This is a genomic window from Actinoplanes sp. NPDC026623, from assembly GCF_040638275.1.
GTDB lineage: Bacteria > Actinomycetota > Actinomycetes > Mycobacteriales > Micromonosporaceae > Actinoplanes.
Window position 1 is genome coordinate 1 of the sequence record NZ_JBEZXZ010000292.1, and the last position, 8001, is coordinate 8001.

Annotated in this window: 7 protein-coding genes; 6 read left to right on the plus strand and 1 reads right to left on the minus strand. The window is 72.8% G+C overall.

Annotated elements, in window-relative coordinates:
- Nucleotides 1-151: 151 nt before the first annotated feature.
- Complete coding sequence (locus tag AB0F10_RS42440) at nucleotides 152-1342, minus strand: glycosyltransferase family 4 protein (RefSeq protein WP_360639360.1); 1191 nt, start codon at nucleotides 1340-1342, stop codon at nucleotides 152-154.
- A 25-nt stretch (nucleotides 1343-1367) separates the two neighbouring features.
- On the opposite strand from AB0F10_RS42440, the gene AB0F10_RS42445 reads away from it, so the two are divergent.
- The 6 genes from AB0F10_RS42445 to AB0F10_RS42470 all read left to right on the plus strand — a co-directional run.
- Nucleotides 1368-2228 carry a DNA-formamidopyrimidine glycosylase family protein gene (locus tag AB0F10_RS42445; RefSeq protein ID WP_360639363.1) on the plus strand — a complete coding sequence of 287 codons (861 nt, stop codon included), beginning with the start codon at nucleotides 1368-1370 and terminating at the stop codon, nucleotides 2226-2228.
- A gap of 252 nt (nucleotides 2229-2480) precedes the next feature.
- Nucleotides 2481-3980 (plus strand): sugar transferase, encoded by a 1500-nt coding sequence (locus AB0F10_RS42450; protein WP_360639377.1) that lies wholly within the window; start codon nucleotides 2481-2483, stop codon nucleotides 3978-3980.
- A 50-nt stretch (nucleotides 3981-4030) separates the two neighbouring features.
- Entirely contained in the window at nucleotides 4031-5242 is a 1212-nt protein-coding gene (locus AB0F10_RS42455) for a histidine kinase (RefSeq protein WP_360639366.1), read from the plus strand.
- A gap of 114 nt (nucleotides 5243-5356) precedes the next feature.
- Nucleotides 5357-6100: a LytTR family DNA-binding domain-containing protein gene (locus AB0F10_RS42460; protein ID WP_360639369.1), complete on the plus strand. Its 744-nt coding sequence runs from the start codon at nucleotides 5357-5359 to the stop codon at nucleotides 6098-6100.
- A gap of 213 nt (nucleotides 6101-6313) precedes the next feature.
- Nucleotides 6314-7003, plus strand: coding sequence for a response regulator transcription factor (locus AB0F10_RS42465; protein ID WP_360639371.1), 690 nt, complete (start codon nucleotides 6314-6316; stop codon nucleotides 7001-7003).
- The coding region (locus AB0F10_RS42470; RefSeq protein WP_360639374.1) for an ATP-binding protein at nucleotides 7000-8001 on the plus strand (1002 nt) is incomplete at its 3' end. The genes AB0F10_RS42465 and AB0F10_RS42470, both read left to right, overlap by 4 nt.

Genomic DNA, 8001 nt, shown 5'->3' on the forward strand with positions numbered 1-8001 from the left:
GCCGTCGGCGGCGCCCGCGCCCGCGATCGCATAGCCGGCGACGGCGCCGGCCGCGGTGAACGCCGCGGCGCCGCCCACGCCCAGCAGGACATTTCGGCGCGAGATCTCTGCATCGGTCACCCGATCCAGCTTTCCCCGCTTCGATCGTGATCTACCTGGCTGACGGGTGCGAATTCTCCGTGACGGACACGTAGACGTCGATGAGCCGGCGGGTGACCACGTCCGGATGGAAGGCCTGCAGGTAGCGCTTGCGGGCGGCCGGCGCGAGGCCGGCGGCCCCGGCCCGGGCGACCGGCAGCGCGGCGGCCAGCGCCTCCGCGTCCGGCGCGACCACCCAGCCGGCGGCCTCGACCGGCTCGCCGATCCCGAGCAGGTAGCCGATGCCGCCGACGTCGGTGCCGAGCACCGGCCGGCCCGCCGCCATCGCCTCCAGGATCACCGTCGGCAGCACGTCGTTCCAGGTCGGCACGGCCACGATCACCGACGCCCGGGTACGGGCGGCCGCCATGCCGTCCCGGTCGAGCGCGCCCAGATAGGTGACGTCCGCCCGCTCGGCCGCGGCCCGCTCGGCGAGCGGGCGTAGCTCGCCGTCGCCCGCGATGCGCAGCTGCCCGAGCGTGCCCTCCGGGTGCCGGCGCCAGGCGTCCAGCAGCAGCGCGAGCCCCTTCTCCGGCGACAGCCGGGCCGCGTAGAGGAAGCCGTCGCCGACGGGCTCGGGCTCGCCCGGGTCCGGCAGCCCGTTCGGCTTGATCACGATGCGCTCGTCCGGGATGCCGTAGTCCCGCAGGTGTTCGGCGATCCGCCCGGTCAGCGCGATGTAGCGGTCCACGGACTTCCACGTGGAGCGGTGCACGGCGAGCGTGGTGGCCATCAGCGCGCTCTGCGCCGCCGAGCCGCGGTAGCACCTGTGCGCGACGGCCGGCCAGCCGAACGCCTTGCCGCGGCAGTCGGTGCAGTTGTGCCCGTCGCGGAAGTACAGCCCCGACGAGCACACCTGGCGGTAGTTGTGCACCGTCTGCACGACCGGCACCCCGTGCGCGTGCGCGGTGCGCACCACCCACGGCGAGAGCAGCGGGTACGGATTGTGCAGGTGCAGCAGGTCCGGCCGCTCCCGCCGGAGCAGGTCCGAGAGGTCCTGCTGCGCCGCCCGGCCGTAGATCGGCGAGAGGGGCAGCAGCGCCTTCTGCGCGAGCGGCAGGTCGCCGATCGAGTCCGAGGCGCGCTGGAACGGCAGCACCTCGATCCCGGCCGCGGTGAGCTGCGCGATCTCCGTGTCGACGATGACGTTCTCGCCGGACGGGATCGCTTCGCGGTACCTGTTGTGCGCTACGACGACCTTCACGTTGCGAAACGCTACCGTTGGGGGCGTGCCGGAGCTTCCCGAGGTCGAGGCGCTCGCCGCATACCTGCGGGAGCGCGCTGTCGGCCACACCGTCGAGCGCCTCGAGGTGTCCTCGTTCAGCGCGCTGAAGACCTACGATCCGCCGCCGAGCGCCGTCGCCGGCCTGGCCGTCACCGGCGCCGGCCGGCACGGCAAGTTCCTCGACCTGCACCTCGGCGCGGACCTGCACCTCGTGGTGCACCTGGCCCGGGCCGGCTGGCTGCACTACCGGGACTCGTTCCGGTCCCCGGCGCCGCTCAAGCCCGGCAGCGGGCCCATCGCGCTTCGGGTGCGCCTCGACGACGGCTCCGGCTTCGACCTGACCGAGGCCGGCACGCAGAAGTCGCTGGCCGCGTACCTGGTGCGGGACCCGGCCGAGGTGCCCGGCGTGTCCCGCCTCGGCCCCGACGCGCTGGCGGTGGACCGTGACGGGTTCGCCGAGCGGCTGCGCAGCCGCCGAGGCCAGGTCAAGGGCGTGCTCACCGACCAGGAGGTGCTGGCCGGCATCGGCAACGCCTACTCCGACGAGATCCTGCACGCGGCGAAGATGTCGCCTTTCGCGCTGACCGCCAAGCTCACCGACGAACAGATCACCACCCTCTACGAGGCGATGCGGCAGGTGGAGACCGACGCCGTGGCGCGCTCGGTCGGCCAGAAGGCCGCCGAGCTGAAGGGCGAGAAGCGGGCCGGCATGCGGGTGCACGCCCGGACGGGGCTGCCCTGCCCGGTCTGCGGCGACACGGTCCGCGAGGTGTCGTTCGCCGACAAGAGCCTGCAGTACTGCCCGACCTGTCAGACGGGCGGTAAGCCCCTCGCCGACAGACGGCTGTCCAAGTTGATCCGATAGTCACTCAGCGTGCTCGACTCGTTCCCGGAGGAAAGCGGTTACAACATCCACTTCTTCTACGCCGTTCCATCGGTATAGTGGCCCGGTCCCTCGCTTCCTTCGCGGCGCGCCGGGATCGACAGCCCCGGCCGGCGCCCCCAGGGCCGTGGCAGTGCGTAATGTTCTCGGTGTGGGTGGTACGTGATGCGGGAGGACGTAGGCGAGGTGACCACGAGCCTCCAACGCCCGGGAACGAGCAAGAGCCGGAGCGGCATGCCGTACGACAGCTTCGAGTGGAAGCAGGACCCGCCGCCCAGTAACGGGGTAGCCAGGTCCGCCTGGACCCGATCGCACCGCCGGCTGTCCCGCTGGCATCGGCCGTACACCCTGATCCTGGTGATTCTGGATCTGGTGTCCGCGATCGTGGCCAGCGTGCTCGCGGTGACCTTCATCCAGAAGGCGGACTCCGGCTTCCAGGGCCGGGGTGTCGGCCTGTTCTACTTCGTCGCCCTGGTCGGCCTGCCGCTCGGCTGGCTCTTCATCCTCTGGGCCAACGGCAGCTACGACCGCCGCTACCTCGGGCTGGGCAGCGAAGAGTTCAAAAGGGTGGTTCGCGCCTTCGTCACGGTCGTGGCCTGCGTCTCCCTGCTGGCCTTCGCCACCAAGACCCAGCTCTCCCGGGTGACGATCGCCTACGTCTCGGTCGCGGCGCTGATCTTCATCCTGTTCTGCCGCTACTCGGCCCGCCAGGTGCTGCACGTGGCCCGCCGGCGCACCGGGCACGGCGCGCACCGGATGGTCCTGATGGGCACGCTGCCGGAGGCCCTCGAGGTCTACACGGCGGTCACCCGCAGCCCGGCCGCGGGCCTGATCCCGGTCGCGATCCACCTCACCGACGGCTACTCCGCGGCCCGGGGCATCGAGACCCCGGTGCCGGTCTACGCGAGCCGCGACGTGCTGGCCCTGGTCCGCGAGGTCGGCGCCGACACCATCGCGGTGTGCGGCTCGGCCAGCGCCGAGCCGGGCGAGCTGCGCCGCCTGGCCTGGGCGCTCGAGGGCACCGGCGTGGACCTGGTGGTCGCGCCGCAGCTGACCGACATCGCCGGCCCGCGCGTGCACATCCGCCCGATCGAGGGACTGCCGCTGCTGCACGTCGAGGAACCGACCCTGTCGGGCCCCGGCTGGCTGGCGAAGAACCTGCTCGACCGGGTGGCCGCCTTCTTCGGCCTGCTCATCCTCAGCCCGGTGCTGGGCGTCATCGCCCTCGGCATCCGGCTGGCCAGCCCGGGGCCGGTCTTCTTCCGCCAGCCGCGGGTCGGCCACGAGGGCCGCACCTTCCGGGTCTGGAAGTTCCGGACCATGGACGTGGACGCCGAGGAGCGCAAGGCCACGCTGGAGGAGCTCAACGAGGCCGACGGCATGCTCTTCAAGCTCAAGGAAGACCCGCGGATCTTCAAGTTCGGCAGCAAGCTGCGGGCCACCTCGCTGGACGAGCTGCCACAGCTGGTCAACGTGCTCAAGGGCGAGATGTCGCTGGTCGGCCCCCGGCCGCTGCCCGCCGACGACGGCGACTACCTGGGTGACGTCCGCCGCCGCCTGCTGGTCCGCCCGGGCATCACCGGCCTCTGGCAGGTCTCCGGCCGCTCCGACCTGTCCTGGGACGAGGCGGTCCGGCTGGACCTTTACTACGTCGACAACTGGTCGCTGACCTACGACCTGGGCATCCTCTGGCGCACCATCTGGGTCGTCCTGCGGCGCAAGGGCGCGTACTAACCGCGTACCACGCCCTGGCGTTTCCGGATCGTTGCGGCCAAGATGCGTGCGTGGCTGGTCAGATCGGGAACGCCCTCGCGGTGCTGGCCGTGCTCGCCGCCCTTGCCGGAGCGATGATCGCGGTGCTGCGCCTGCGGGCCCGGCGCGGTATCGCCACCGCCGGGCAGCGGGCCACCTACGACGTGCTGCACACGGCCTCGCTGGCCGCCGAGCCGCTGCGCACCGGCCTGACCCCGGCCTCGGCCGCCAAGGCCGCCCGGCACCTGCGCCGGCTGGTCGGCGCGCCCGGGCTCACCGTCGTCGACGCCGACCGCTGCCTGGCCTTCGACGGCCAGGGCAGCCACCACAACACCCAGTTCGCCACTGCCGCCGCGCGCGCCCTGCGGACGAACCGCTCGATCGTCCTCGGCGCCGCCGAGCTGCCCTGCGACCGGATCGACTGCGTGGTCCGCGGCGCGGTGGTCGCCCCGCTGACCGGCGCCGACGGGCAGGCCCTCGCGGCGCTCGTGGCCGTCGCGGACGATCAGCCGGCGCCCGGGCTGGTGCAGGCGACCATGGAGACCGCCCGCTGGGCCGGTTCCCAGCTGGCCCTCGCCGAGCTGGAGTCGTCCCGCGAGCGGCTGGCCCGGGCCGAGGTGCGCGCCCTGCGGGCCCAGATCAGCCCGCACTTCATCTACAACGCGCTCACCGCGATCGCCTCCTTCGTGCGTACCGATCCGGAGCGGGCCCGCGAGCTGATCCTGGAGTTCGCCGAGTTCACCCGCTACTCGTTCCGGGCGCACGGCGAGTTCACGACCCTCGCCGAGGAGCTGCGCTCGATCGACCGCTACCTGACCATCGAGCGCGCCCGGTTCGGCGACCGCCTGCAGGTACGCCTGCAGATCGCGCCCGAGGTCCTCCCGGTCAGCCTGCCGTTCCTGTGCCTGCAGCCGCTGGTCGAGAACGCCGTCCGGCACGGGCTTTCGCGTAAGCCGGGCGTCGGTATGGTGAGCATCGAGGCGCGGGACGCGGGCGCCGAATGCCACATCACGGTCGAGGACGACGGGGTCGGCATGGATCCGGCGGTGCTGGCGGCGGGCGTCGCCGAGGCGGTCGGCGGGCACGACGACGACGCCGGGCAGCACGTCGGCCTCACCAATGTGGACGAACGGCTGCGGTCGGTGTTCGGCGACCGCTACGGGCTGGTGGTGGAGACCGCGCCGGGCGCGGGGACGAAGGTGAGCATGCGGGTGCCGAAGTTCCATCCGGGAGTCAGGGCATGAGCGACTGCACCGAGCGCAGCGAGGGCCAGGAGCGCATGCCAGAGGCAGGCACGGCATGAGCGACCGCACCGACCGCGGCGAGGGCCAGGAGCGCATGCCAGAGGCAGGCACGGCATGAGCCTGGTCGTGCTTGCGGTCGACGATGAGCCGCCGGCCCTGGACGAGCTCGCCTACCTGCTCAACGCCGACGGCCGGGTCGCGTTCGTGCACCGGGCGGGCGACGCCACCGAGGCCCTGCGGGTCCTGCGCGACACCGAGGTCGACGCGGTCTTCCTGGACATCCGGATGCCCGGCCTGGACGGTATGGAGCTCGCCCGCATCCTGCACCGGTTCGCCCGGCCGCCGGCGATCGTCTTCGTGACCGCCTACGACGACGGCGCGGTGGACGCGTTCGACCTGGGCGTCACCGACTACGTCCGCAAGCCGGTGCGGGCCGAGCGGCTCGGCGAGTCCCTGCGCCGCGTCACCGGGCTGCGGGCGGCGCCCCTCGCGGCGCCCGCGAAGCCGCAGGAGGAGCCGAGCATCCCGGTCGAGCTGGCCGGCACGACCCGCATGCTGCCGCGCTCCTCGGTGCGCTGGGTCGAGGCGCAGGGCGACTACGCCCGGCTGCACACCTCCGACGCGTCGCACCTGGTCCGGGTCTCGCTGGCGACGCTGGCCGAACGCTGGGCGGACGCGGGCTTCGTCCGGATCCACCGCTCCTACCTGGTGCAGTTGCGCCTGGTCGCGGAGCTGCGCCTGACCCACTCCGGCTACGTGGTGGCGATCGACGGCGCGGAGCTGCCGGTGAGCCGGCGGCACACCCGCGAGCTGAAGGACAAGCTGATCCGGGCCGCCAAGCACGACTGGACCCGCTGAGCCAGGAATCCACAGCGTTATCCACACCCCCGCAGGGTTATCCCCAGAGTTATCCACAGGCTGACGATCTTCACAGTTTGTCCACAAACCCACCGCCGCACCTGCACGACCGGTCAATAGGCTGCTCGGCGCGGGGGAGATCGGCGCGCCACGGGGGTGCGCCGGTCCTGCGCCCGCGGCGCACGATGCGGGGCGAGCCAGGGGGTGGGGGACATGACGGCACGGAAGGTGCTGGTGGTCGAGGACGAGCGGACCATCGCCGACGCGGTGGCCGCCCGGCTGCGCGCGGAGGGCTTCGAGGTCGAGATCGCCGGCGACGGCCCGGCCGCGGTCGAGGCCGCCCGCCGCACCCAGCCGGACGCGATCGTCCTCGACGTGATGCTTCCCGGCTTCGACGGCCTGGAGGTGTGCCGCCGCATCCAGGCGGAGCGCGCCGTCCCGGTCCTCATGCTCACGGCCCGCGACGACGAGACCGACCTGCTGATCGGCCTGGCGGTCGGCGCCGACGACTACCTGACGAAGCCGTTCTCGATGCGCGAGCTGAGCGCCCGCGTGCACGCCCTGCTGCGCCGGGCCACCCGCAACTCGGCGCCGGCCGCCCCGGCGGCGAGCGAGATGCTGCGCCTCGGCGACCTGGAGATCAACCTGGCCGAGCGCCGGGTGCTGCGGGCCGGCGTCGAGGCCCAGCTCACCCCGACCGAGTTCGACCTGCTGGTTCACCTGGCGGGCCGGCCGCGCACGGTGCTGCCCCGCGAGCGCCTGCTCGCCGAGGTGTGGGGCTGGGCGGACGCCTCGGGCACCCGCACGGTCGACAGCCACATCAAGGGTCTGCGGCGCAAGTTGGGCGCGGATCTGATCCGCACGGTCCACGGCGTCGGCTACGCGCTCGAGGTGCAGAAATGAGCCTGTTGCGGGCCGTCCTGGGCTGGCTGCCCCGCCCGCTGGACCCGGTCCGCTCGATCAAGGCGAAACTGGCCCTGGCCCTCGGTCTGGCGGGCGGCGTCGGGCTGCTGATCTTCTGGTGGAGCCTCGACTTCATGCGGGTCGAGCTGGGCTGGTTCGCCATCGCCGTCGCGCTCGGCCTGGTGACGCTGCAGGTCATGGCGCACGGCGCGACGGTGCCGCTGCGCGAGATGACCGTCGCGGCCAAGGCCATGGCGCGCGGCGACTACACCCGCCGGGTCCGCGCGACCTCCCGCGACGAGGTGGGCGAGCTGGCGACGGCGTTCAACCAGATGGCCGCGGACCTGGCCGCGGCCGACCGGCAGCGCCGCGAGCTGATCGCCAACGTCTCGCACGAGCTGCGCACCCCGATCACGGCCCTGCGTGGCCTGCTGGAGAACATCGTCGACGGCGTCAGCACCGCGGAGCCGGAGACGATGAGGACGGCACTGACCCAGACGGAACGCCTGGGCAGGCTGGTCACCGAGCTGCTGGACCTGTCCCGCCTGGACGCGGGGGTGGTGCCGCTGGCCCTGACCCCGATCGACATCCGCAAATTCCTGGGCGATGTGGTCCGCGAGGCGACGGTGAACGCCGACGGCGCCGGCCACGACGTGCGCTTCCAGGTCTCGGCGCCGGAGATCCGCATCGAGGGCGACCGCGAGCGCCTGCACCAGGTCTTCGCCAATCTGCTGGACAACGCGGCACGGCACAGCCCGCCGGGCGGCACCGTCACGGTCCGCGCCGAACGCCGCGACCAGCACATCCTGCTGGCGGTCGCCGACGAGGGCGACGGCCTCCCCGCCGCCGACCGCGACCGGATCTTCGAACGCTTCACCCGGGGCGAACGCGCCACCGGCGGCGGCACCGGCCTCGGCCTGGCCATCGCCCGCTGGGTGGTCCAACTGCACCACGGCACCATCACCGTCGCCGACCCCGCCACCGCGGACCCCACCCGC